The organism is Flavobacterium enshiense, assembly GCF_040750275.1.
Classification (GTDB): domain Bacteria; phylum Bacteroidota; class Bacteroidia; order Flavobacteriales; family Flavobacteriaceae; genus Flavobacterium; species Flavobacterium enshiense_B.
In genome coordinates, this window is the sequence record NZ_JBDOCV010000022.1 from 144,215 (window position 1) to 168,493 (window position 24,279).

General features: G+C 40.9%; 14 protein-coding genes and 1 tRNA gene. 9 read left to right on the plus strand and 6 right to left on the minus strand.

Annotated features, from left to right (window positions below; translation table 11 throughout):
- Window positions 1-7: 7 nt before the first annotated feature.
- Window positions 8-4,087, plus strand: coding sequence for a reprolysin-like metallopeptidase (locus tag ABGT15_RS14475; RefSeq protein WP_367232170.1), 4,080 nt, complete (start codon window positions 8-10; stop codon window positions 4,085-4,087).
- Between the two features lie 87 nt (window positions 4,088-4,174).
- On the opposite strand, the gene bioB is transcribed toward ABGT15_RS14475, so the two are convergent.
- Window positions 4,175-5,272, minus strand: coding sequence for a biotin synthase BioB (gene bioB / locus ABGT15_RS14480; RefSeq protein ID WP_367232171.1), 1,098 nt, complete (start codon window positions 5,270-5,272; stop codon window positions 4,175-4,177).
- A 195-nt stretch (window positions 5,273-5,467) separates the two neighbouring features.
- On the opposite strand from bioB, the gene ABGT15_RS14485 reads away from it, so the two are divergent.
- Window positions 5,468-6,232, plus strand: coding sequence for a DUF5995 family protein (locus ABGT15_RS14485; RefSeq protein ID WP_367232172.1), 765 nt, complete (start codon window positions 5,468-5,470; stop codon window positions 6,230-6,232).
- Window positions 6,233-6,278: 46 nt separating this feature from the next.
- Here the strand turns inward: ABGT15_RS14485 and ABGT15_RS14490 are convergent.
- Window positions 6,279-6,358, minus strand: a tRNA-Leu gene (locus ABGT15_RS14490).
- Window positions 6,359-6,620: 262 nt separating this feature from the next.
- On the opposite strand from ABGT15_RS14490, the gene ABGT15_RS14495 reads away from it, so the two are divergent.
- The 3 genes from ABGT15_RS14495 to pth all read left to right on the plus strand — a co-directional run bounded on the left by ABGT15_RS14495 (window position 6,621) and on the right by pth (window position 9,243).
- Window positions 6,621-7,562, plus strand: coding sequence for a ribose-phosphate pyrophosphokinase (locus ABGT15_RS14495; RefSeq protein WP_367232173.1), 942 nt, complete (start codon window positions 6,621-6,623; stop codon window positions 7,560-7,562).
- 29 nt (window positions 7,563-7,591) lie between these two features.
- Window positions 7,592-8,200 carry a 50S ribosomal protein L25/general stress protein Ctc gene (locus ABGT15_RS14500; RefSeq protein WP_367232174.1) on the plus strand — a complete coding sequence of 203 codons (609 nt, stop codon included), beginning with the start codon at window positions 7,592-7,594 and terminating at the stop codon, window positions 8,198-8,200.
- A gap of 428 nt (window positions 8,201-8,628) precedes the next feature.
- The gene (pth, locus tag ABGT15_RS14505; RefSeq protein ID WP_367232188.1) at window positions 8,629-9,243 is read left to right on the plus strand and encodes an aminoacyl-tRNA hydrolase; all 615 of its coding nucleotides are present in this window, start codon (window positions 8,629-8,631) and stop codon (window positions 9,241-9,243) included.
- A 50-nt stretch (window positions 9,244-9,293) separates the two neighbouring features.
- Here pth and ABGT15_RS14510 read toward each other — a convergent pair whose 3' ends face one another.
- The 3 genes from ABGT15_RS14510 to ABGT15_RS14520 form a co-directional block, all read right to left on the minus strand.
- Window positions 9,294-12,044 (minus strand): zinc-dependent metalloprotease, encoded by a 2,751-nt coding sequence (locus ABGT15_RS14510; RefSeq protein WP_367232175.1) that lies wholly within the window; start codon window positions 12,042-12,044, stop codon window positions 9,294-9,296.
- A 125-nt stretch (window positions 12,045-12,169) separates the two neighbouring features.
- Window positions 12,170-15,424 (minus strand): zinc-dependent metalloprotease, encoded by a 3,255-nt coding sequence (locus ABGT15_RS14515; RefSeq protein WP_367232176.1) that lies wholly within the window; start codon window positions 15,422-15,424, stop codon window positions 12,170-12,172.
- Window positions 15,425-15,543: 119 nt separating this feature from the next.
- A complete protein-coding gene (locus ABGT15_RS14520; protein ID WP_367232177.1) occupies window positions 15,544-18,216 on the minus strand; it encodes a zinc-dependent metalloprotease in 2,673 nt (890 codons plus the stop codon).
- 169 nt (window positions 18,217-18,385) lie between these two features.
- Here ABGT15_RS14520 and ABGT15_RS14525 point away from each other — a divergent pair, with 169 nt between their 5' ends.
- The 3 genes from ABGT15_RS14525 (at window position 18,386) to ABGT15_RS14535 (ending at window position 21,256) form a co-directional block, all read left to right on the plus strand.
- Window positions 18,386-19,318: a bifunctional riboflavin kinase/FAD synthetase gene (locus ABGT15_RS14525; RefSeq protein ID WP_367232178.1), complete on the plus strand. Its 933-nt coding sequence runs from the start codon at window positions 18,386-18,388 to the stop codon at window positions 19,316-19,318.
- Window positions 19,319-20,629 carry an HTTM domain-containing protein gene (locus ABGT15_RS14530; protein ID WP_367232179.1) on the plus strand — a complete coding sequence of 437 codons (1,311 nt, stop codon included), beginning with the start codon at window positions 19,319-19,321 and terminating at the stop codon, window positions 20,627-20,629.
- Window positions 20,630-20,800: 171 nt separating this feature from the next.
- Window positions 20,801-21,256, plus strand: a complete 456-nt coding sequence (locus tag ABGT15_RS14535; RefSeq protein ID WP_367232180.1) for a hypothetical protein — start codon at window positions 20,801-20,803, stop codon at window positions 21,254-21,256.
- On the opposite strand, the gene ABGT15_RS14540 is transcribed toward ABGT15_RS14535, so the two are convergent.
- Complete coding sequence (locus ABGT15_RS14540) at window positions 21,247-22,008, minus strand: UDP-2,3-diacylglucosamine diphosphatase (RefSeq protein WP_367232181.1); 762 nt, start codon at window positions 22,006-22,008, stop codon at window positions 21,247-21,249. The genes ABGT15_RS14535 and ABGT15_RS14540 overlap by 10 nt on opposite strands.
- Window positions 22,009-22,299: 291 nt before the next feature.
- Between ABGT15_RS14540 and ABGT15_RS14545 the strand changes: the two genes are divergently transcribed.
- Window positions 22,300-22,605: a hypothetical protein gene (locus tag ABGT15_RS14545; RefSeq protein ID WP_367232182.1), complete on the plus strand. Its 306-nt coding sequence runs from the start codon at window positions 22,300-22,302 to the stop codon at window positions 22,603-22,605.
- The last annotated feature ends 1,674 nt before the right edge of the window (window positions 22,606-24,279 follow it).

A 24,279-nucleotide genomic window follows, 5' to 3' on the forward strand; every position in this document is an offset into this window, starting at 1 on the left:
CCAAGTCATGAAAAAACTCCTGCTGATTGCATTGTTGCAATTAACAGCTGTTTCTCTATTTGCGCAAGAGAACCAGTTTTGGACGCCTGCGGAACTAACGCCGTCAGATAATAAAGAACTGTCTTTTAAAAAAGACCTTCCCAAAGAATCTAAAGTTTTTGTTTTAAATACTGAAAAACTTCAAAAGGAACTAAGTAAAATTTCCTCGGGATCTGTACTGCAACGTATCGAGCTTTCCGTGCCCATTGCAGACGGTAATTTAGAACGGTTTACAATTTTCGAAGCGTCTGTCATGGAGCCGCAGCTTCAGGCGCAGTTTCCTGCTATCCGGTCGTATGCCGGTGTGGGAATAACGAATCCTTCTGCTGTAATTCGTTTTAGTATGTCCCCGGAAAAAGGCTTTAGTGCTTTGATTCGTACCGCGGATAAAGGAACCGTAATCATAGATCCGTTAACTGCTGACGGAAATAAATACATTGTTTTTGCCCGTAGCAAACAAGCAGGTTCCAAGTTGCCGTTTACCTGTTATACTGATGATACAATTATATCTGAAGAAATTCTTAACAGAGGTGTCTTAAACAATGCCGATGATTCACAGTTGCGCCGTTTCCGTTTAGCAATGTCTTGTACGGGAGAATATACAGCTTTTCACGGTGGAACTGTGGCGGGTGCTATGGCGGCCATTAACGCGACCATGACCCGAGTAAACGGTGTGTTTGAAAACGATTTTAATGCTACCATGGTGTTAATCGGAACCAATGCTAATGTGGTGTATACCAATGCCAATACCGATCCGTATTCTGCAGCTGCCAATATGAACAACTGGAATGCGGAATTGCAGAGCACCCTTACTTCGGTTATCGGAGAAGCTAATTACGATGTAGGTCACCTGTTTGGGGCTACTGGTGGTGGAGGTAACGCGGGTTGTATTGGATGTGTATGCGTAGACGGACAAAAGGGAAGAGGATATACTTCACCGGCAGACGGTATTCCGCAAGGAGACTTTTTCGATATCGATTATGTGGCGCACGAATTGGGACATCAGTTTGGTGCAAATCATACGTTTACCCATTCTACACAAGTGGCCGTAGCGCAATTAGAGCCGGGAAGCGGAAGTACCATTATGGGGTATGCTGGGATTACCGGAGCAACGGATGTTCAGGCTCATAGTGATGCTTATTTTCATGCTATCAGTATTCAGCAGGTAACCAATAATATTAAAGGGAAAGTTTGTCCGGTGGTTATTCCAACCGGAAATGCAGTTCCGACAGCTAACGCAGGTGCAGACAAATTGTTTCCCATTGGCACTGCGTTCAAACTTACCGGAAGCGGAACCGATGCTGATGGAAATGCTAGCTTAACGTACTGTTGGGAACAAATGGATATTGGCGATGCTTCGACCACTTATCCGAATACAACGAAAACATCGGGACCAAACTACCGTTCTTTTACACCAACTACAAGTGCTATGCGTCGTTTTCCTAATCTAGCCGGACACGTAGCCAATGGTGTGAACGGAAACATGTGGGAGATTCCATCGGGAGTAGATCGCGTGTTTAATTTTAGATTTACCGTGCGTGACAACCGTGCGGGTGGCGCTTGTAATGAGAGCGATAATATGACGGTTACGGTTGATAATGCCTATGGGCCTTTTGCTGTTACGTCACAAAATACAACAGGAATCAGTTGGGCACAAGGCAGTACGCAAACCATAACCTGGTCGGTTAACAATACAACGGCTTTGGCAGGATCTGCGAACGTGAATATTTTGCTGTCTACAGACGGCGGATTGACTTTTCCGACAACGTTGATTGCTAATACTCCCAATGATGGAACGCAAGTGATTACCGTGCCTAACATTATGGCACCATATTGTCGTTTGTTACTTGAACCAGTCGGAAACGATTATTATGCTATCAATACCGAAGATTTTGCTATTGGTTACTCAGTGGCCACGGTTTGTAATACTTATACCGCGAGTCCTAATGCAAATATTGTGGAGCAGAATCCACTGGCGTATCAAACGTTTACGGTAAATGTGCCGGACAGCTTTGTGATTTCTGATGCTAATGTAGGGGTTAACCTTTCTCATAAGGCGAATCAGGTGTATTTAGGTGTTAATCACCCGGATTTGACGTTTGTGCAATTGTACCACAGCGACGATTATGGTTGCGGAAATGCTGTAAATTCTTTAATTACCACTTTTGATGATGCTGGTGTAGCGTTTTCTTGTGCTGGTGCTACCGCAGGTAATGTTTATCGACCGACAAATCTTCTAGCGGCTTTAAATGGGAAGAATTCTGCAGGAACCTGGCGTTTTAGAGTAGCAGATATTGAAACCATCGGAGGTCCTTCCAATTCGGGTACACTAAACAGTTTTTCGATTGAATTATGCCGTGAGATTATTACAGAGTTGGTTGTGCCATGTGGCAATATAACTTCTGTTTGGGATGGTACGGGCTGGTCGAACGGCGTGCCAAATAAAAATGTGGCTGTTACCATAAACGGTAATTATAATACCAGCATAAACGGTAATCTTGAAGCGTGCAGTGTGGTTGTGAATTCAGGGTTTGGCCTAACCATTTCGCCTAATAATTACGCTCAGATCACCAATGATTTAACAGTTAATGCCAATGCACTGGTTGAGGTTTTGAATCAGGGATCTTTGGTGATGATCAATAATGTCGGAGTGGTTACCAACAACGGAGCCATCAATGTTTATAAAACGTCTTCGGCTTTCGACAAATATGATTATACTTTCTGGTCGTCACCGGTAGAAAACAGAACCATCGGAAGTGCTTTCTCCGGCTGGAACCAATCGATGATTTTTAAATTAAATGCATCGAATTTCCGTGACGACAATAACGATTCCCATGATGATAATGGTGATGCCTGGATTTTTACGCCACAAACAGAGGTGATGCAGCCGGGTAAAGGGTATGCGGTAATGGCTTCAACAGCTGGAGTATTCCCAAGACAGGAAAATGTAACCTTCAGTGGTAAGGTAAACAACGGAATCATTACGATCCCTGTAGCAATGAGTCTGGATAATGCGAAAAGCAACGACGATTATAATTTAATCGGGAATCCTTATCCTTCTGCCATCAGTGCCAATGATTTTATTGCGGCCAACGCCGGTGCGATTTCGGGAACCTTGTATTTCTGGACGCATGTTGGAAATTATAACGGCTCAGTTTATAGTCCTAATGATTTTGCCTATTACAATTTATCAGGAGGAACCGCTACTTCATCAGCAGGAACCGGAAACACATCACAGCCGAACGGTTTTGTCGCTTCCGGACAAGGGTTTCAAGTAGATGCAGTTGTTAACGGAAATGTGGTGTTTAACAACAGTATGCGAAGTGCGGCACATGCCAATTCAAACTTCTACCGTCAGGAACAACAAGATGTTGCGGAGAGAAATCGTTTATGGATAAACATGACCAATAATGATAATTCGGTTTTTAGCCAACAATTGATTGGTTTCTTCCCGGAAGCTACTGCGGGGAACGATTATGGTTTTGATGGTGCGTATCTTAAATCAAATACTTTAGCGTCTTTTTATTCCCTGATCGGATCGGAAAAATATAAAATTCAGGGAAGAGCTGCGTTTGAAACAACAGACGCTATTCCGTTAGGGTATCAATCGGTTGCTAACGGTAGCTATTCGATTGCTGTTGCCCAAACGGAAGGTGTTTTGAATCATGAGAATATTTTTCTTGAAGACAGGTTATTGCGCGTGGTTCATGATTTAAAGGCTTCGGATTATCTATTCGCAACAGAAGCAGGTGAATTTAACAACCGTTTTGTATTGCGATTTACCAACAGTACTTTAGGATCGGATGAGGTTTCGGAAATTCCGAATACCGTTACAGTTGCGGCTAATGAAGCCATTATGGTTCGTTCCTCTCAAAAAACGATTAATGAAGTGGTGGTTTATGATGTGTTAGGAAGAAAACTTGCCGAGAAGAAACAACTGACGACAAATGCAGTTGTGCTTTCTGAAGTACAGAGAACCCAATCTGCGTTAATTGTTAAAGTGGTGTTGGAAGATGGTCAGGTGGTGAGTAAAAAAGTTATTTACTAAAACGAATTGATACTAAAAATAAAATCCCGGTCTGAAACCGGGATTTTATTTATGGGGTAATATTAAGGTTTTTACAAATAATAAAGATTAACAACACTCTTTTCCTTTGGTTTGCGCTTCAAGGTTTCTTTCAATCGTGTGTCCTGGTCTTGACCATTTTGGTTTTTCGCCTAACGCCTGGAATTTTGAATCTTCGGCTTCTACTGTTTCCGGCTGCATTAATTTGATGAACGGTTTTTGCGGTTGTAATCCTAACAATTCAAACATTTTCATGTCTTCGTTAACATCCGGGTTTGGTGTCGTTAATAATTTGTCTCCGGCAAAAATCGAATTCGCTCCGGCAAAGAAGCACATTGCCTGTCCTTCTCGAGACATTTGCGTTCTTCCGGCAGACAAGCGTACCTGGGTTTCCGGCATTACGATTCGTGTAGTGGCTACCATACGGATCATTTCCCAGATTTCTACTGGTTTTTCGTCTTCCATCGGGGTGCCATCTACGGCTACCAATGCGTTAATCGGCACGGATTCCGGTTGCGGGTTCAGGGTAGATAGTGCTACTAACATTCCTGCGCGGTCTTCGATGCTTTCACCCATTCCGATGATTCCGCCGCTGCACACCGTTACGTTGGTTTTGCGAACATTTTCAATGGTTTGCAAACGGTCTTCAAAACCGCGTGTTGAAATAACTTCTTTATAGTATTCTTCCGAAGTGTCTAAATTGTGGTTGTAAGCATACAGCCCTGCTTCCGCCAAACGTTGTGCCTGATTTTCGGTTAGCATTCCCAACGTACAGCATACTTCCATGTCCAGTTTGTTGATGGTACGCACCATTTCCAATACCTGATCGAATTCCGGTCCGTCTTTAACGTTTCTCCAAGCAGCTCCCATACAAACGCGGGAAGAACCGCTTGATTTGGCGCGCAACGCCTGTGCTTTAACTTGGGAAACCGACATTAAATCGTTTCCTTCGATATCGGTATGGTAGCGGGCAGCCTGCGGGCAATATCCGCAATCTTCCGGACAGCCTCCGGTTTTGATCGATAATAAAGTGGAAACCTGAACCACATTCGGGTCATGATTTACACGATGAATGGAAGCGGCTTCAAAAAGCAAATCCATTAAAGGTTTGTTGTATATCGCGATGATTTCTTCTTTCGTCCAGTTGTGTCTAGTGGTTGTGCTCATACATCATTAGTTTGTTCGGTTCAAAAATAGGCAATTCGAAACGAAGTAAAAAATTTTGTTGGGAACAGATTGAGTAAAAGCGGTTTCAGACTTTATATGATGAGGGTGAGTTTTTCCAATTTCGGTTTTTGCTGCCTTGTTACGTGAATCAAAATATTTATTTTTGAAGGAAATTTCATAAAATAACACTTTAAAATGAGTATTAAGCAGGCTAAAACTATTGAAGATGTCATTGTATTACTGGAAGAAATTATTAACCGTTCCAAAACCGATCAGTCGCCTTTAGGATATTTCGCAGCACTGTATCAGAAAGTAACAATTAAAGTAAAAGAAGGAATTGCGGCCGGAACTTTTCAGGACGGTCCCCGAATGGAACAGCTTGATGTGGTTTTTGCTAATCGCTACCTCAAAGCTTATTACGAATATCAGGAACAGCAGGCTTGTTCAAACTGTTGGAGATTTGCCTTTGAGAAATCACAGCAGTATTGGCCGATACTCTTACAGCATTTGTTGTTGGGGATCAATGCCCATATCAACCTGGATTTGGGCGTGGCAGCGGCTCAGGTATGTCCAGGAGATGAAATTCATAAGTTGAAGCAGGACTTTGATACCATCAATGCTATTTTGGCAAGTCTGGTAGATGGTGTGGAAACTGCTTTGTCTGAAGTATGGCCGCGCTTGAAAATCATCTTAAAGTACACTAATAGCGTTGATACCTTTCTGGTAGATTTTAGCATGCAAACAGCTCGGGAAGGGGCTTGGGCGTTTGCTTTGGAATTAGCGCCAATGAACCGGCAGGAAGTAGGGTTGGCTATTGTTAAACGGGACGAAAGAGTTCGGGAGATTGCCAGGTTGGTCAGTAATCCCGGCTATGTGGCTAGTGGGATTTTTAAGGTTGTCCGCCTTTTTGAAAGAGGGACCGTGGCGGATAAAATTAGCCTATTGTCAAAAATCCAATAATCAAAAGGTGTGAAATAAAAAAACCTCTCATTGTTGAGAGGTTTTGTACCGCGGGTGGGAATCGAACCCACACACCTAAGTACACGAGTTTGAGTCGTGCGCGTCTACCAATTCCGCCACCGCGGCTTGCGGGCTAGGATGTTTTTGATGCATCCTGGAAATTGATTGTTTCAATTTGTGGGTGCAAATGTAAATAAAAATTTGAGATATAATCAAAAAATAAAAGAAAAAATTGCTTTCAGAGTTGAATTTAATTTCTAAATTTGCACCGCGTTAGAGCAACACAACACTCAACTAACTACACCCTAGGTAGTTATACATATTGGACTTTAGTAAAAAAATAAAGTTGAATTGTATGGTGCGTAGCGGATAAAAACAACAGATTAAAATGTCACACATTGAACCGGAAGCAAAAATTTTTGCATGTTCACAAAGTGTCTATCTTGCAGAACAAATAGCAAAACACTATGGTACGGAGCTAGGCAAGGTAACGTTCTCAACATACAGTGACGGTGAGTTTCAGCCGTCTTTTGAAGAGTCCATCCGTGGATTGCGCGTATTTTTGGTGTGTTCAACATTTCCAAGTGCGGATAATTTAATGGAATTGCTGTTAATGATCGATGCGGCAAAAAGAGCATCGGCACGACACATTACAGCGGTAATACCATATTTCGGTTGGGCGCGTCAAGATCGTAAAGACAAACCTAGAGTGCCGATAGGAGCGAAACTGGTTGCCAAATTATTGGAATCAGCGGGAGCCACTCGAATCATGACCATGGATTTGCATGCCGATCAGATTCAAGGGTTTTTCGAAAAACCGGTGGATCACTTGTTTGCCTCGACCATTTTCTTGCCGTATGTAAGAAGTTTAAATTTAGAGAATTTAACTATTGCATCACCGGATATGGGCGGTTCAAAAAGAGCCTATGCGTATTCTAAATTTTTAGAATCGGATGTGGTAATTTGTTACAAGCAAAGAAAACAGGCTAACGTAATCGATACCATGGAGTTAATCGGAGATGTACGTGGCAGAAATGTGATTTTGGTAGACGACATGATCGATACCGGAGGTACTTTGGCCAAAGCAGCCGACATGATGATGGAAAGAGGGGCCTTAAGCGTAAGAGCCATTTGTACACACGCCATTTTATCGGGTGGTGCATACGAGAAAATTGAAAATTCTCAGATTCAGGAATTAATCGTAACCGATTCTATTCCGTTGAAAAGAGAAAGTGCTAAAATAAAAGTTGTATCTTGCGCCCCATTATTTGCAGAAGTAATGCATATGGTGCAAAATAACAACTCCATTAGCGGGAAGTTTATAGTATAGTATTTTATTAATTATTTAAATATTTCACAATGAAATCAATTACGATCAAAGGATCTGAAAGAGAAAGCGTGGGCAAATCGGCAACGAAAGCGGCACGTAATGCTGGAATGGTACCTTGCGTGTTATACGGAGGAGATCAACCAGTACATTTTATCGCTGAAGAAAAAAGCTTTAAAGGTTTAGTTTACACTCCAAACGTGCACACAGTTGCAGTTGAATTGGCAAGTGGAAAAAACTTTGAGGCTATCCTACAGGATATCCAGTTCGACCCAGTGTCTGACAAAATTTTACACATCGACTTCTACCAGTTAGATCCTAAAAAGGAAATCACTATGGAGGTTCCTGTGAAAGTTATCGGTAACTCTAAAGGAGTTATGGCTGGTGGTGTTTTACGTTTAAACCAACGTAAACTAAAAGTAAGAGCTTTACCGGCTAACTTGCCTGATTTCGTAGAGGCAGACGTTACGGAATTAGAAATGGGTAACAAATTGTACATCACTAAAATCCCTACTAACAATTTCAAATTGTTACAACCGGATAATACAGTTATCTGTCAGGTGAAGATCTCTCGTGCGGCGATGAAAGCAGCTCAGGAAGCAGCCAAAGCAGAAAAAGGAGCAAAAGGAAAGAAAAAATAATTTTTCGATCCCATCCATATCAAGAGTCCCGATTTTATCGGGACTTTTTTTATTCCCTCCTTTGAAGGGGTGCTCATAGGATAGGGTGGTTTCTGAAAAGGAGTTTTAAAATAATTCCCAAAAATTTTAGTTTATCTAATCGCAGATTTGCAGATTTAAAAGTTCTAACCTGTGAATCTGCGGTTGTCTTTTTACGTTGCGAATAGAATAGAATGGCGAAGTGAAAGGTTAGAGCTTCTCAGGAATGGCAATTCCCGCTGTCCGTTATAGTTCTCCGCTCCGCTGCGAAGCTTTCACTTCCATCGGGGCTATTAGGGTGATTTTACCGCCTTTTTGGAAACCTTTTGAAATTCCACTACTTTTGTGCTGTGAAATGGCTTAAAAACATCTTCAGAAAAGAAATTCCCCCGAAAGAATCGCCCGATTCCATAAAATCGGAGATTCTGGAACACCACCAAAAAAATACAAGCGAAGTGAGTAAAAAGTTTTTAATCGTAGGTTTAGGCAACATCGGAGCCGAATACGTTAACACGCGTCATAATATTGGTTTTAAAATCCTGGATCATCTGGCTAAAAAAGAATCCCTTTCGTTTGAAACAGCCAAGTTGGGTTCGGTAGCCGAGTATAAGGTTAAGGGAAGAACGCTTGTCCTTCTGAAGCCCAATACGTATATGAACCTGAGTGGGAAAGCGGTGCAGTACTGGATGGAAAAAGAAAAAATTACCAAGGAAAACGTTTTGGTGATTACCGACGATCTGAATTTGCCGTTCGGAACCATTCGTATCAAACCCAAAGGCAGTGATGGTGGGCATAACGGACTGAAAAACATTCAATTAGTTTTAAATTCTGCCGATTATCCGCGTTTTCGTTTCGGTATCAGTGATGATTTCAAAAAAGGGAGACAAGTAGACTATGTTTTGGGTGAATGGGATGAAGAAGAAAAAGTGAAACTGATCGAACGGATGGATATGGCGGTTCAGGCTATAAATTCTTTCGCATTAGCCGGTTTGGGTAATACTATGAGTGAATATAACGGAAAATAAAAAAGAGGCGCTTAAAACGCCTCTTTTTATTTGTGTGATATTTTTATTGCTTACTCAACAACAATTTTTTTCACTTCTTTTCTTTCACCATCCTGAACCGTTACAATGTAGATTCCGGACTGAACGTTATTTAAAGTTACATTCTGGTTGAAAGTTCCTGTATTTTGGAAGTTGTTTTCAAATACCAAACGACCTCTTAAATCGTGTACTCCGATTTTGATCTCGTTAGACGAGTTAGAAGTAAACTGAACGTTAAAGTTACCTTTGTTAGGATTAGGATAAAGGTTGAAGTTTTCTAATCCGAAAGTTTCGTTAGCTAAAACAGGTGTTAACTGCGTATAACATAAATTTAATCGCAACGTATTGATAGTACCTGTTAAACCGTCTGTATTATTTATATCCACAAACCAAATGTACCAGTTTCCTGCAGAATTTGTACCGTTGTAATTAGCGGTTGAAATATCGTCAGTTGGAAGGGTAGCTACATTGTTAGTTGTGTTAGTACAGTTGAAAGCAGTACCACTCATATCAAAATACTTGTGTAAGTTAACTCCTCCTGCAGGACAAGTATTGTTAGCTCTTATTAAGCGGCTTAATACAGGTGTTGGTGTAACTGCATATCCTGTTGGTGATGAAATAGCAAACTGTGTCGTATTGATGTTAGGGTGTGTAGCACTAAGTTCCACATTTACATCTGTTACGGTAAAGCTGTCTGCAATAGGTAAAGAAAAACCTGAATAAGAAGTTGTACTCTCGGTAATAGGCGAGTTCAAATTGAAAGTGTAATCGTTACAAGCATTAACTGATTGATAAGTATAGTTTCCGATTGCAATGTTTTTAGTATTTACATTGAAGAAAATATTACCATTCGCTTTTACCATAACTCTACAGTTAGCAGCTGTTACGTTTGGAACCGTAATGGTTGTGCTACCATTGTTAGGAATGTTAGTTGCTAATGTAGTTGCAAAAGTTGCTCCGTTATCTGTTGATAGTAAGATGTCTACGTTTGCACCGCCAGTAATTGTGTTAGTGTTGTTAACTGCCCATGTAATAGTCTGTGTAGAGCCTTGAGCCCATACGATACCTGCTGTATTTTGCGAAGTAACCGTAAGAGGACCTTTTGTTCCGTCAACATTCACTGCTGTATTAGCATAGTTTGTCTGCCCACCTGCCGCAACATTATCTCTAACAGTAAGTCTGAAGTTTAATGTTCTTGTTATGGAAGGTAGCGCTTCTGTTAAAATATCTGATCCAGAAGTAGTGGTAAGTCCATTCATTACAGATGCCATTCTAGGGAAGTATCTTGTAGGAGATGTAGTTGGAGAATATGATCTGAAAACTGGTCCAGTTGTTTTAGTGTCTATAGGAACACAGTCACTATCACCTTCCGTATTGGTGTCGCCACAAAGCGCTCCATTTGTGAATGCCTCATCATACTGTTCCCAGCAATATGTTAAAGTGCCGCCACCTGCATCTGTTGCAGAACCGGTAAGCATAAAAGGTGTGCTTTTTGGAACCGTGTAGTTTGGTAAAGCTGCTATAACAGGTGCTCCGTGTGTAATTGATGTTACAGTAGGGCAAGATTTTGATGCCATGTTGCTCTGAATCTGCTCAATACTTCTGGCATGAAAATAATCATCTGAATTCATTTGAACATTTCGAAAAGTAATTCCTGCGTAACCCATGATTGTAGAACCTGATCCCGGCTCGTAGTTAGCCGTGTTGTTTTCAGTACTGTGGGTAAAAGTGTGGTTGGCTCCAAATTGGTGTCCGAATTCGTGTGCAACGTAATCAATGTCGAAGGCATCTCCTGCAGGAACACCGTTAGCTGGTGATGTGTAGGCACTTCCTTTACCTGAATTACAAACACATCCGATACATCCGGCATTACCACCACCACCTGTAGCACCAAATAAATGTCCTACATCATAGTTGGCATCTCCGATAACACTTGTAAGGTTGGTTTGTAATTCCGCATTCCAGTTGTTCATGTTTGCAGCATCCGAATATGGGTCTGAACCTGCGTTATAATAAATAACGTTGGTAGTGTTTGCAATCAACGATAAACGAATAGCTAAGTCTTTTTGGTAAACTCCATTAACGCGTGTTAGAGTAGCGTTGTAAGCTGCCATAACATTAGCAACTTGTGCAGAACTTGTTGCGCCAAAGTAATTAGCATATTCTGCAGTACAAGACAAAGCAAGTCTGAAGGTTAACAATTGACCAGAATTTGATCGGGACAAATGAGCTGCTCTTTCGTCTAAACCGTTAGCAATTTCGTGGTCCTGTGTCGTACATGTAAAAGGAAGTTTGCCTCTTTCTCTCGATGAGTTGTAAACAGCATATGTTTTACCATCTGTTGAATAAGGCTCCATGAATTCGTTTCTTCTGTCGTTTCTGGTTACCATGGTTTGAATACCTCTAGGATCCAAACTCAAATTAACCTGAGCTCCGTTGTCATCCAAACCAACTCCAATAAAAGAGCGAATTCCCGGGAATTGAGCTTGTAATGCTGGTTCAAAATTTGAAGATTCAACCATTTGAAAACGCTCAAAACCACCATTAGTGTTCGGTAATGTAATGACTACCGTGTTTTTTGAGGTTACAGATTGTAGAAGTGTTTGTTTAATTGAATTTACTTCTAAATCGAAAAGTTTGAATTCTTGAGGGAAGTTGTCCCTTTGAGCGGTTTTGTTTACTTCAACCTTTTTACCGTCTGAAGCTTTCCAAAACTTGTCGGTTTGAGCATATCCGGTGGATATGGCAAAAGCCGTAATCGCAACAAGTAAAGTTTTTTTCATTTTAAGTATGAGTTATTGTTAAGTTTTACGCAAAAGTTGTGAATTTTTCATAAAAAACCAAATATGAATGTGTTAAAAGAAAAAAGGCGTCAATTTGACGCCTTTTCCTGAGAAAAAAAATAATGTTATTTAACAGAGATTTTCTTAACTTCTCGTTGGTCTCCATCCTGGATGTTCACTAGGTAAATACCCGATTGTACATTGTTTAGTTGAATGGTTTGATTGAAGATGCCCGAATTTTTGTAAGAGTTTTCAAAAACCAATCGTCCTCTCATATCGTAAACGTCAATTTTAATATCGTTTCCGGATTTTGAATCGAACTGTACGTTGAAAGTACCTTGATTAGGGTTTGGATAAAGTTTTAAATCGCTAATACCGAAATTGTTAGTGCTTAGGTTCTCCGCCACACAAAGATTAATGCTCCAGTTGTTAATGGCTCCGGTGTCCCCATTCCAGTAATCGCGTGCGCGTAAGGTCCAGGTTCCGGCTGCTACTTTGCCGTTTAGTACTGATAATGGTGTGTTTGGCGAAAAAGTTCCGGTTGAAGCAGCACATGAACTTGCAGAAATAAAAGGATTTCCATCATCGAAAGTTACGTTTACACTGCTGAATTCGTTTTCACAGTTTCGGTTCCATAAGTATACATTTGTTCCGTCCGGATGTGACATCCAAACTACTAAATCGTCAATGTAAGCATGGTTAAATGATAAAGTAACATTTACATCGTTTAGAGTGCCTGTTACGGTTCCTGGAACAACGATGGTTTTGGATACTTCCGCGCCAGGAGAGTTTGCTGCGATTCCGTCAGGTACGTTCAAGGATAAGTTATTGGAATAGCTTAAAGTACAGTTTGATTGCCCCGTCAGGAAGGTGAATGCTGTGCTGAAAGTTCCGGAACATCCTGTGTTTTTAGGACGAACTCTCCAGTAGTAAGTTGTACCTTCGCTTAAACCGGATACCGCATAAGAGTTGGTGGCAACAGTAGTATTTGCAATTAACGTTGAGAAACCTGCATCGGTAGCTACCTGAACATCATACTGCGTTGCTGCAGCATTAACAGCCCAAGTTAATACCGTTGTTGTGCTTTGCGCCGTAGCGGCATTTGCAGGGGAAGTTAGGTTTTGTGTTCCGAAGTTGGAATTCACTAAATCCAAATACAATGGAGCAGTTTTTGTAATGGCTCCGGAAGTAGCTGTAACAGTCATGCTGTATAGTGCAACAGGGGCAGCGTTTGTGTTACTGATGGTTAACGTAACATTTCCGTTGCTTGAAATTGAGGTTGGTGCGAATGTTGCCGTCGCGCCTGCCGGAATTCCGGTAACGTTAAAAGTTGTCGTACCGCTAAATCCGCCGTAAGTTGCATAAGGGATGGTGAATACTGCATTGGCACCTTGACAAACCGATTTGTTTTGACCGTCAACCTGTCCGTTAAAAGCAATTCCGAAAGTACTTGCAGGTGAGGTAATGGCAAAATTGGTGTTTGAAATATCAAAGAAAATATGGTTGTTTCCTTTAATCATGATGCGGTTGGTTGTTCCTACATTGTTCGGGATTGTGATGGTTTCGGATCCGTCATTGGGAACTTTGTGTGCCAATAAAATCGGATAGGTATTTCCTCCGTTAGTAGAAAGGTAAATGTCTACAAATGCTGTGTTTACATTATTTGCAGTTGTTCCGGCTACATCCCACGTAACAGTCTGGTTTGAACCTACTGCCCATGAAACATTTGTATTTGGAGCGGTTACCAGAAAAGGACCTGCTGTGGCATTCACAGTAACGGTCATGTCGTCAAATCCGGTCTGACCACCAAGAACATTGTTGTCTCGTGCTGTAAGTCTGAAGTTTAAGGTTCTTGCTACGGAACTTAGCGCTTCCGCAGTAACATCTAAACCTGCAGTAGTTGCCTGATTAGCAATTACGGAACTTAATTTAGGGAAATAGCGGGAAGGGGTTGTACTTGGGATGTAATTAACCCAATTTGGTCCCGATGGCTTGTTAATGCGGGCACCACTGTTTGCACCGGTTTGTCCTGCTCCGTCATCGTTTTGTTCCCACACATAGTTTAAAGGGTCACTATTAGAATCTGTTGCAGATCCTGTTAAGATAAATGGTGTGCTTTTTGGGATGGTGTAGTCAGCGCCAGCGTTTACAACAGGAGCTCCGTGTGTTAAATTGGTTACAGTCGGGCAAGTTTTGGACTCCATGTTTGCCTGAATTTGTGAAATATTTGAGGCGTGAAACACATCAATGGAGTGTAAGTGGGTGTCATAAGGTGTGATCCCGGCATATCCCATTACGGTAACTCCCGAGCCTACTTCAACGTTTGTTCCTGAGCCTTCGTTGCTGTTGGAAAACGAGTGTGTTCCTCCAAATTGATGTCCTAATTCATGAGCCACAAAATCGATATCAAAATTATCACCGATCGGCGCGGTACTGGTAGTGTATCCGCTTCCTTTTCCGGAATCACAAACACATCCGATACAACCCGCATTACCGTTGTTGCCAATTGCTGAAACAAGGTGTCCCACATCATAATTGGCATCTCCGATTACGGATGTTAAAGTGCTTTGTAATTGTGAATTGTAATTCGCATCTGTCGGGCCATAAGGATCCGAGTTGGCGTTAAGGTAAATTACATTTGAGGTGTTGGCAATCATGTTCATGTGAATGGCCAAATCTTTTTCGAATACGCCGTTTACCCTTGTCATCGTATTGTTGAATGCAGTCATAACTAAAGGAACTGTTCCTCCGTGGTACGCCGCATATTCACCGGTACAGGACATGGCCAATCGGAAAGTAAGTAATTTTCCGCTTGATGACTTTAAGGTTTGAGCGGTTTTGGAAACATTGCTGAAAATTTCTTTGTCATCGGTTGAACACGTGAAAGGAATTTCACCTCTGTTACGAGACGAAGTGAAAACAGCATAAGTGGTTCCATCAGCCGAATAACGCTCAATGAATTCATTTTTTTTATCGGTTCTGAAAACCATCGTTTGAATGCCTTCCGGAGCGATACTTATGCGAAGTTGTGCTAATTTGTCGTCCAGTCCATATCCTTTATACGCTCTGATTTCTGGAAATTGAGCTTGTAATTCAGCGTCGAAGTTAGAGGCTTCAAACATTTGGAAGCGTTCGATTTGTCCTTCGGCATTTGGAAGGGTGATGATTACGCTTCCGGATTTACCGTTTACCGAAAATAAAGTTTGTTTGATTTGTTGAAGATTTAAGTCGTAAAGCTTAAATTCTTTTGGGAAGTTGTCCCTTTTTGCGGATTTGGAAACTTCTATGTTGTTTTTTTTAGAAGAACTCCAAAACCTATCCGCCTGCGAATACCCGTTGGATACCGCAAGTGCGAAGACAAGCAGTAACGTTTTTTTCATGGTTAGTTTTTTTAGTTAGTGCGGCAAATATATAAAAAGTTTTGATTTTCAACTAAATAAGTGTTGTTTGTTATAAAAAAAGGAGGCAATTGCCTCCTTTTTGTTAGTATTTATGTTAATTATTTGACAGAAATCTTTTTAACTTCTTTTCTTTCGCCATCCTGAACAGTTACCATATAAACCCCGCTTTGAACGTTGTTTAATTGTAAGTTCTGGTTGAAAGTTCCTGTGTTTTGGTATGATTTTTCAAATACCAAACGACCTCTCATGTCATGAACACCAATTTTGATTTCATTTCCTGAGTTGGAATCAAATTGTACACTGAAGTTTCCGTTGTTTGGATTTGGATAAATAGTGAAGTTCTCTAAACCAAAGTTGTCAGTTGACAACGTAACAGTCTGACTACATATTGTTAACGCATAAGAAACAATTGTTCCTGTATCTTGAGCAGCTGAATCGACAACTCCAAAAGTCCAGGTACCATTAGGGTTCTGGCCGTTAAATGCAGATAGCGCTTGCGCCGGGATAACATTTCCGGTAATAGTGGTAGCACATACAATGGCACTGCCTTGATCGTCAAATGTAGCATTGATATTGTCGTTGTTTGTACAAGCTCCGCTAAATACATTAACCTGAGTTGCTCCAGGGCTTAATACAGCAACAGTGATGTCTGCAATCCAAGTGTGTGTTAGGTTAACGGCTAGGTTAACATCTGAAATGTTGGCTGTTGTCGGAACATTCAAACCGTGAGTCAGGAATGATGTAGTGTTGTCTGGAATAGCAACATTAGGGTTGATGGTATATGTATTACAAGTATTTGTAATGGTATAACCGATTGCGAAAGCTTGTGAAACATTAAAGAAAATGTTAGCACTTGCTCTAACCAAGAATCTACAAGAAACCGCGTTAACCCCTGCAGGTAATGTTACGCTTTCAGAACCGTCGTTTGGAGTTCCGGTAGCTAAAGTGTAGCCCCAAGTAGCTCCGTTGTCTGTTGATAATAAAATGTCAACGTTTGTAGCACCTGCGATAGTGTTGTGGCCGTTTACTCCACCAGTTCCTGTCCATGTAACGGTTTGAGTTGATCCTGTCGGGTAGCTGGTATTGTTTGGTACCGTAACGGTCAAGGCTGTTTTATTAGCGACGGTTATTGCAACATCATCAAAATTGGTTTGTCCTCCATTTGCAGCATTGTCTCTAACGGTTAATCGGAAGTTTAAGGTTCTTGTTACAGAGCTTAGCGCCTCAACGATAATTTCAGTTCCGAAAGTTGTTGGGCTTAATGCCAAAACACTTGTCCAGTTAGGGAAGGTTCTTGCTCCGGATGCTGTTGGTAAATAGGATCTGAAGTTAGGTCCTGCTACTTTGGTAGGAGAAGCTGGTGATCCCGTTGTTAATTGCGCTGCAAGCGCTGCGTCGTCATATTGTTCCCACTGATACGTTAATGATCCTCCGCCTGTATCTGTAGCAGAACCTGTTAAGGTAAACGGTGTGCTAAATGGAATAGTATAATCAGCACCTGCATTTACAGCTGGAGCACCATGTGTAATAGCGGTTTCGGTTTCACAGGTTTTTCCGGCCATGTTGGTTTGGATTTGCGCAATATTTCCGGCATGGAAAGTGTCAATGGAGTGCGGTGCTACGTCATAGCTGGTAATTCCGGCATATCCCATGATGGTTACACCACTTCCCGGCTCGTAATTCACGGAATTGTTTTCATTGCTGAAAGAGAAAGAGTGGTTGGCTCCAAATTGGTGGCCCAACTCATGCACAACAAAGTCGATGTCGAAATTGTCACCTACAGGTACGGTGCTGGTCGTGAATCCGCTTCCTTTTTGTCCGTTTGTACAAACACATCCGATACAGCCGGCATTACCGTTGTTTCCAATGGCAGACATCAGGTGTCCAACATCGTAATTCGCTTCACCGATAACGGATGTTAGGGTGCTTTGAAGTTCGGAATTGTAATTGGCGTCGGTTGCTCCGTATGGGTCTGTACCAGCATTCAGGTACATTACGTTAGTAGAGTTGGCGATAAGATTCATTCGGATTGCCAGGTCTTTTTCGAATACCCCATTAACACGTGTCATTGTAGTGTTAACTGCAGCGACAACCTGTGGTAAAGTGCCACCGTGGTAGGTAGAATATTCTCCGGTAACAGACATTGCCAATCGGAATGTTCTTAATACTAAATCGCTTGAACGGTTATTGTTTAACTGATTAGCCTGGTGCATTAAATCAGTTGCTATATGCTCGTCTAAAGTTGAACAAGTCAGAGGGATTCTGCTGCTTTTTGAATCTTTGGTGTATAAAGCATAGGTTGTTTTGTCTGCAGAGAAAACTTCCATGTATTCTGTGGGTTTGTCAGCTCTGAAAGTCATGGTACTGATGCCGAATGGGCTGATACTCATGCGTACTTGTGCTGATTTGTCATCGATTCCTTCTCCCACATAAGCTCTGATGTCTGGGAATTGTTGTTGCAACTCGGCATCAAAATTGGAAGCTTCATACATTCTGAATTTTTCCATGGCACCTTTTGCATTTGGAATTTCGATGGTAACGAAATTTGCATTGGATACACTTCGGTCCTGAGCAGCATAAAGTTTCGTTTTAATGCTTTCGAAGTTTAATTTGAAAAGCGAATACGACTCTGGGAAATTTTGTCTTTGTGCTGTCTTTGCAACTGTAATGTCGTTGCCGGACTTCACCTCGGACCAGTCTTTTTTCGCTTGTGCATTCACGGCGCCGATAAAGGCAAGTGAAAGCGAAAGGCTTAGTAAAGTTTTTTTCATTTTAGTTAATGGTATTAGTGTTGATTGTTACAAAAGTAGTTTTCTTTTTCGAATTAATAAAAAATTAACAAAAAAAATATGTTTAATTAATTAAATTATGTAATGGTTAATGACTTTTCAGGGTTTGAAATAAAGGAACAATAAGTATCTTTGCACAAATAATATTACTTTGAAGATTTTTCAATCCATATATGAGTTTCAATCGAACGCCAAAACAGTTCTTACATTAGGTACTTTTGACGGCGTTCATTTAGGGCATCAGGCCATTTTAAAGAGACTGAAAAATGCAGGTGCTGTTTTACAATGTGAAACCGTGGTGCTTACTTTCTTTCCGCATCCCAGGATGGTGTTGCAACAGGATTCGGGGATTAAGCTTTTAAATACCATAGACGAAAAAGCTTTTTTACTTGAAAAGGCACAAGTAGCTAACTTGGTAGTGCACCCGTTTGATGTGAAATTCTCGAAGCTTTCTGCCGAAGATTTCGTGACGGAAATTTTGGTGAAACAATTTAACATTGCTAAAATTATAATCGGGTACGACCATCGCTTCGGGAAAAACCGTTCGGCTACCATCGAAGATTTAATTGCTTTTGGTGAACAATTCGGTTTTGAAGTGGAACAAATTTCGGCCGAAGAAATCAACGAGGTTTCGGTGAGTTCCACCAAAATCAGAACGGCACTGGATTCCGGAAACATCAGTTTGGCCAATAAATACCTTGGCTACGATTATTTTTTTACGGGAACCGTTGTGACAGGTAAGCAAAACGGCCGAACCATAGGCTTTCCCACGGCAAATATCAAAGTGGAAGAAACGTATAAACTTATTCCACAGGACGGTGTTTATGTGGTTTCTGCCGAGATTGATCAGCAGCGGGTTTATGGCATGATGAATATCGGAAACAATCCTACATTGGATGGAAAATCGAAATCCATAGAAGTACATTTTTTTAATTTTCAGGATAATCTTTACGGCAGGTCGTTAACGATAATGCTGCATGAACGTTTGCGCAGTGAAGTTAAATTCTCTTCGGTTGACATGCTGAAGGAACAATTAATTAAAGACAGAGAACAATCATTAGACTATATTTCAAAAGTAAAATAGATGAGGATTAACCCCTTTCGGCCGATTGATAATGCACCCTTAATTCTTTTCAGAATTTTTTTCGGCTTTCTTTTCGCCTGTGAAGCTTTTGGTGCGATTCTTACCGGTTGGGTTAAAGAAAATTTCATAAAACCGCAATTTACCTTTTCTCATATTGGCATGGAATGGTTGCAACCGCTTCCCGGATATGGTATGTATGGTTATTTTATTGCGATGGGGATATTGTCCTTATTGGTGATGGTTGGCTTTCGTTACCGTTTGAGTCTTGCGTTGCTTACGGTATTATGGTCCGGGACTTATTTCATGCAAAAAACATCGTACAACAATCATTATTATTTGTTGATGCTGGTCGCATTGATCCTTCTTTTTTTGCCGGCGAATACTTATGCTTCATTAGATGCCAAACGGAAACCGTCTCTTAAAAGCCACACGATGCCGGTTTGGTGTTCCTGGGTAATGATTGCGCAGGTTGCCATTGTGTATTTTTTTGCTACCGTTGCTAAATTTTATCCGGATTGGCTGGATGGGACTTATACCAAAAGTTTGTTTACCGGAATACCTGTAAACGAAACCATAGCAGGGGTTTTTAAACAACCGTGGTTTTATCTTTTTATTGCTTATTCCGGAATAGCATTTGACGGGTTGATCGTGCCTGCTTTGCTTTGGAAAAAAACTAGAACTTTTGCTTTAATAGCTTCCCTGATTTTTCACATTTTCAATTCCATTACCTTGCAAATCGGGATTTTCCCTTATTTCGCCTTGAGTTTTGCTGTGTTTTTTTATGAACCTGAAACCATCAGAAGGATTTTCTTTAAACATAAGCCTTCCGTTGTTGTACAAGAAGGAGAACAAAATTTTACTTTCAGAAACATCTTGTACTGGTTTTTTATTCCTTATTTTTTGATTCAGCTTGTCTTGCCTTTGCGTCATTGGATGATTAAAGGTGATGTTTTGTGGACTGAAGAAGGACACCGTTTGAGTTGGCGTATGATGTTGCGACAGCGCAGTGGTTTTGTCGCGTTTAAGGTGGTGGATAAAAAAACGAATATGGAGCGTTATTATCCGTATTATGAAAAACTGACCCCTAAGCAGCAACAGGCTATGTCGGCCAAGCCTGATATGATTTGGCAAATGGCTCAGCGTATTCGAAACGAATATCGGGATAAAAATCAGGAGGTTGCCGTTTATGTTAATTGTTCGGTATCCATTAATGGAAAACCACAGCAACCGATAATTAATCCGAATGTGGATTTGGCTGCTGCCGACTGGAATTATTTCGGGCACAGTAACTGGGTGATCCTTTATGAGTAATGTCGTCTAACCGATATATTGGTTATTTAACTAATAATTAAGGGTTTATGTAATTTGCATTGGTAAATATTTTATAAATTTGTTAAGGACGTGAAAGATGTTGAATGGTTTTTGAAATTGTTTAATATTTTTCTCTTAAAAGCAGTAATAACTTGTAAAATATGTAGTGCTATGATTGCTTCAAAAGAATTCAGAAACGGGGTTATTATTTTTGTCGGAATCGGAATTTATTTTCTTCTGATGGAGTTTTTAGGCTGGTCGGACATCTTCTATATGAGATTCCTGAATGTTTTTATTGTGCTGTATGGGATCAACCGTACTATTAAGGCAAATCTTTTTGCCGGTCATAACGATTATCTCTATAATCTTACCTCCGGAGCTATGACGGCTTTTATTGGGGTTATTTTGAGTGTGATCGCCCTGAATGTTTATATTCACCTCAGAGGTGGTGCGGAATACATAAAAACCTTGTCAGAAGCTTTTTTGTTTGGAGGGACACCTTCTATTTATCAATATTGTGTAGGTTTATTGTTTGAAGGATTGGCCTCTTCTGCCATTGGGGCCTTTGCTCTGATGCAGTATTGGAAAGGACAAACTGTGCGCGACGGTCATTTAACTCACGAATGATTATAGCGTTTTAACTGAAAATCGTTGCCGTCGAATTCCCCATACGTAAAATACCCAATCCAATCACCCAGATTGAAATACCTTGAGTTGTCATGCAGTATGATTTCGAGAGGTAAATGTCTGTGCCCGAAAATGAAGAAATCGTAGTGTTTGGTTTCCAGTTTTTTCTTGGCGTATTGCACCAGCCATTCATTTTCTTCACCTAAATATTTTACATCTTCTTTACCGGAAATCAGTTTGTTTTTTACGGACAGGTATTGAGCGAGTTTAACTCCGACATCCGGATGTAGCCAACGGAACAGCCATTTTGAAAACGGATTGGTAAAAACCATTTTCATTCTTTTGTACCCTTTGTCTCCGGGGCCTAAGCCGTCGCCATGACCGATGAGGAATTCTTTTCCGTTAATCGTAAAATGTTTCGGTTTGTGGTAGACAGGAATGTTGAGCTCCTTTTCAAAATAATCATACATCCATAAATCGTGGTTACCTACAAAGAAATAGATAGGAATACCACTGTCCCGCAATTCTGCCAATTTTCCCAGAACCCTTACGAAACCTTTCGGAACCACCGTTTTGTATTCGAACCAGAAGTCGAATAAATCGCCAAGCAGGAATAAAACATCTGCGTCTTGTTTTATTTCATCGAGCCAGGCAACAAATTTTTGTTCGCGTGGGAAACTTTTTTCAGCAGTAGGAGCGCCAAAATGCTGATCGGAGGCAAAGTAGGCCTTTTTTATGTTGTTTAATTTCATGGTGTCGAAATGTTTTCAAATATAAGAATAAGAAACGTTTCGGCCTTTTTTTTTCTTTAAATGGTAAAAAAAACGGTTTTAAAGCTTTAAGTGTTGAGAATCATATTTGTAAATTCTCTTTTCTGTTGGTTCAAAGGTTTTAGAATGGGGTTTTCTTGAGTTATTAATTTGTGGAAAAAAAAAGTAAGTATTAATAATGTTTGTTAAAATTTTGTAAATTAGGACAGTTCTAATCGATAAAAAACACAAAATCATCGATTAAGTGTAAAAAATAACAAAAAAACGTAAAAAATGAGGTGTTTAATTCTATTGTTTTTGTTCGTTCCTGCTCTTTTGTTTTCTCAGGAGAAGGCAAAATTTGCAGACAAACTGGAAGGAACGTATCAGATTGAATTCTTGAAAACGGCTATGGAACCTATCGCGGTAACCAATGAGATTCTTGAAAAGATCGAGGCTATTCGTAAAGAAGACCAGACTGTCTATCTGACGATTAATGAAAAAACTAGAATCAAAGTTTTTTCGAGAAAAACTGTTAAAAACATTGATAAAACCAAACAACAGGAATATGTTGTTGTGGAGAAATTCATCAACCAATAAAGATAGGTTATGGTAAAAAAAATACTCTTCTTGATTTTTAGTATTGTAAGTTTTCAACTGAGTTTGGCTCAGGGGACCACGCCTTGTAATGCAATTCAGTTATATCCTTATACGAGTTGTGCCAATACAAGTGGTATGCAATATGCCGGACATTATCAGACAGAAATGGGTGATGGTATTATGGTAACTTTGTCTGGGACATCTACATTAAATCCAGCCTGTACCACCGATAACGAGACGTCTCAACCCGTGGAATGGTTGATGGTTACGGCTACTACAACTTCTTTTACAATTACCAATTTAACGGATTATTCAGGGCCAGGAGCAACAACAGCGGAAACGAGAGATTATGCGATATATTCCGGAACTTGTGGTAGTTTGACACAAATCGCTTGTAGTGCCGATATTCCGAGAAACGGTACAGTAAATGTTACGGGATTAACTGCCGGACAGAACTATTACATTATGGTGTCTCAGTCGGCAGCAGCTTATTCAGGATACCCAACAGCTAATGGGGTGGCAACTTGTATCACGAGTACAGTGGCTCATACAGCCAGCAACAACAATTGTTCCGGCGCTTTTGTATTGGCTAATAATGTTACGTATTCGTCTACTAATGCAGACGGTACGGCAGATGGGCCATCCGTATGTCAAAATCCAGCTTCCGGGAGTGTTGAGAATAATGTTTGGTATCAATGGTGTGCTCCATCAACCTGGACCCCGGGGCAAACCGCGTTCTTAAATGTTAACAATCAGGTTTGTAACAGTACACAAGGATTGCAATTGTCAATTTATGATGATACAACAAATTGTGCCGATATTACTGCAGGTACAGCCACTTCTCTTGTGTGTCAGAATCCGGGAGCTACAACTAATTATAATTACACTTTTACAGCAAACCCTAATCAATGTTATTTAATTGTTTTGGATGGTTTTGCCGGAACTTCCTGTACTTATAATATTCAGGTCTCTGCTTCGGCAAGTACATGTGTGACTCCTCCAACAGTTACAGCAACAAGTTCGGTTGATCCAATATGTCCAAGCGGTTCGACTACATTAACCGCCAGTTGTGCCGGTAGTTGTACAGGTATAACTTATACTTGGTCGCCAGCTACAGGCTTGTCAGCTACCACCGGAGCGAGTGTTACGGCAAATCCGGCTGTTACGACGACTTATACCGTAACGGGTACTACCGCAACTTGTACGGCAACAGCAACAGTCACTGTAAATGTCAATCCGCAAAATACAATCACAGCAGGTTCTAACCAAACGGTGTGTATCAACACAGCGATTACAGATATTACGNNTACGGTAACAGGATTACCTGCAGGAGTAACAGGATCATGGGCAGGGAACACTGTAACAATCAGCGGAACCCCGACAGCATCGGGTACATTCAACTATACGGTTACGACCACCGGAGGTTGTCCGCCGGCTACAGCTACGGGTACTNNTAACCAAACGGTGTGTATCAACACAACGATTACAGATATTACGATGACCACTACTGGTGCTACCGGCGCTACGGTAACAGGATTACCTGCGGGAGTAACAGGATCATGGACAGGGAACACTGTAACAATCAGCGGAACCCCTACAGCATCGGGTACATTTAACTATACGGTTACGACCACCGGAGGTTGTCCACCGGCAACAGCTACGGGTACTCTTACA